This window comes from Microbacterium sp. Bi121 (assembly GCF_918698005.1).
Lineage (GTDB): Bacteria > Actinomycetota > Actinomycetes > Actinomycetales > Microbacteriaceae > Microbacterium.
The window spans coordinates 1-2,253 of record NZ_CAKKLJ010000019.1 but is presented as its reverse complement, the minus strand read 5'-3'; the positions used below and the strand labels follow the sequence as shown (position 1 = coordinate 2,253).

The window sequence follows — 2,253 nt, the reverse complement described above, 5'->3', positions numbered from 1 at the left end:
GCCGTCGAGACCTACTTCTCGGCGTGCGAGAGCTGCGACATGTGCAGAGCGGGCAGACGCAATCTGTGTGCCGAGCGGCGATCGATCGGTTCCTTCCGCAACGGCGGATTCGCCACCCGGATGCTCGTGCCTGTCGCGAACCTGCACCGGATGCCGCCGACCCCGGGGGACCTCGACGGCGTGCTCAGCGAACCGCTGGCGTGCGTCGCGCACTGCCTGCTGGATCCGCCGGTCGTGCAGCCGGGCGATCGCGTGCTCGTCACAGGACCCGGTGCGATGGGACAGCTCGCCTCGCAGGTCGCGAAGGCCGGTGGCGGCGTCGTCACGCTCGCAGGCCTGCCCGCGGACGCCGGCCGTCTCGCGGTGGCTTCGGACCTCGGCATCCGAACGACCACCGAGCGCCCGCAGGAGGACGCGTACGACGTCGTGATCGAGTGCTCGGGGTCGGCGCCTGGCGCGGCGACGGCCATGCGGTCGGCGCGGCGCGGCGCACGTTACGTCCAGGTCGGCATCTTCGGTCGCGACGTGACACTGCCGCTCGACACGGTGCTCTACAAGGAACTGACGGTGACCAGCGGCTTCGCGTCGACGCCGACGTCCTGGCGTGCGGCCATGCGGCTGATCGAAGCAGGAGATGTCGTACTGACACCGCTCATCACGAAGCGCGTTCCCCTCGACGAGTTCTTCGAGGCGCTGGATGCTGCAACGCGTGGCGAGGGGCTGAAGACCGTCGTGACACCGACGATGTGATCCGCCGAGAGTGAACACACGCGCGGATGTCGGATGCCGGGTCTACGGTTTTCGCCATGAGCGTTGACACCGTCACGACCCGTCCCACCACCGCCGCCGAGGTCGCCGACCTCGTTCGGCGTGCACAGCAGGAGTCCTTGCCCATCACAGTCGTCGCGGGAGGGCACGGCGTATGGTCGTACGGGCCGGGGGACGGACTGCGCATAGAGCTCGGGGAACTGTCGAGCATCGAGATCGACGGCCTGGCGCTCGACGGTGAGGACGCGCTCGTCCACATCGGCTCCGGAGCAGTCTGGGGCGATGTCGCGGCCGCTCTCGGCGCCGACGGCCTGGCGATCAGCTCCGGCGACACGGCATCGGTCGGCGTCGGCGGGCTCACCGTCGGCGGCGGCATCGGCTGGATGGTGCGGGCGTGGGGCCTCGCTGTCGATCAGCTCGTCGGTGCTGAGGTCGTGACCGCTGCGGGCGAGGTCGTGGAAGCCTCCGCCGACGAGAACGCCGATCTGTTCTGGGCGATTCGCGGTGGCGGTGGCAACTTCGGCATCGTGACCCGCTTCGACTTCCGCGCGCACCCGCTCGACGGAGTGGTGCTCGGCGAGCACGTCATCGGCGGCGACGCGGCCTCGGCGATGCGCGCGATGCGCGATGTGATGCGGGATGCTCCGCGCGAGCTCACCGTCACCTACATGGATGTGCCGGCGATGGACCCCAGCGCCCCCGCCGGGGCGCGGATCACGGCGGTTTGGGCGGATGCCGAGACGGAGCGGTTGCGGGAGGTCATGGCACCCATCACCGCTGTCGACGGTGTGGAGGCGGAGTACACGACTCCGGCCTACCGCGAAATTCTGCAGGAGATGCCTGACGCTCCCGACGGCGCCGAGCCGCCAGGATTCCTCGGCGGCAACGGCCTGTTCGTCGAGCTCGACGACGCGCTGATCGACCGGCTCGTCGCGTTCCGCGCTGCGTACCCGGTGTCGGTGGTGTTCCTACGATCGCTCGGCGGCGCGTTCGGTGATGTGCCGCAGGAGGAGACGCCGTTCCCCGGCCGCGACGCGAACTGGTTCATCATGGCGGGGGCATTCGACGTGCCGGGTGTCGTCGACGACGATATGCGAGCCCGGATCCTCGCCGACTGGGCCGGGATCAGTGCGGCGCGCGTCGCCGAGTACGGCAACTTCGTGCCCGTCGAGCGGTCGGACGGCGCCGCCGGTATGCACGCAGCGGAGGCGTACGAGCGCCTGCGCGCGATCAAGCGGGAGTGGGACCCGCAGAACCTCTTCGCCCGTAACCACAACATTGCGCCGTAGGGCGGGGTGAGAGAAGAAGTTCCCGGTTCCAGAGTGGTCTGGAGCTGGGAACTTCTTCTTTCATCGTGCGGTCAGTGGGTGTCGATGGCTTCGATTTCGGTGCGGTCGCCGGACCAGAGGGTGTGGAAGGTGCCTTGTTTGTCGACGCGCTTGTAGGTGTGGGCGCCGAAGAAGTCGCGTTGTCCCTGGACGAGCG

General features: G+C 68.9%; 3 protein-coding genes. 2 read left to right on the top strand and 1 reads right to left on the bottom strand.

Annotated elements, in window-relative coordinates; genetic code table 11:
* A partial coding sequence (locus tag LQZ87_RS15200; RefSeq protein ID WP_230104283.1) for a zinc-binding dehydrogenase occupies nt 1–750 on the top strand: 750 nt, incomplete at its 5' end.
* A 56-nt stretch (nt 751–806) separates the two neighbouring features.
* A complete protein-coding gene (locus LQZ87_RS15195) occupies nt 807–2,057 on the top strand; it encodes an FAD-binding protein (RefSeq protein ID WP_230104282.1) in 1,251 nt (416 codons plus the stop codon).
* A gap of 71 nt (nt 2,058–2,128) precedes the next feature.
* On the opposite strand, the gene LQZ87_RS15190 is transcribed toward LQZ87_RS15195, so the two are convergent.
* Nucleotides 2,129–2,253 (bottom strand): hypothetical protein (locus LQZ87_RS15190; protein ID WP_230104273.1); only part of this gene is annotated, 125 nt, incomplete at its 5' end.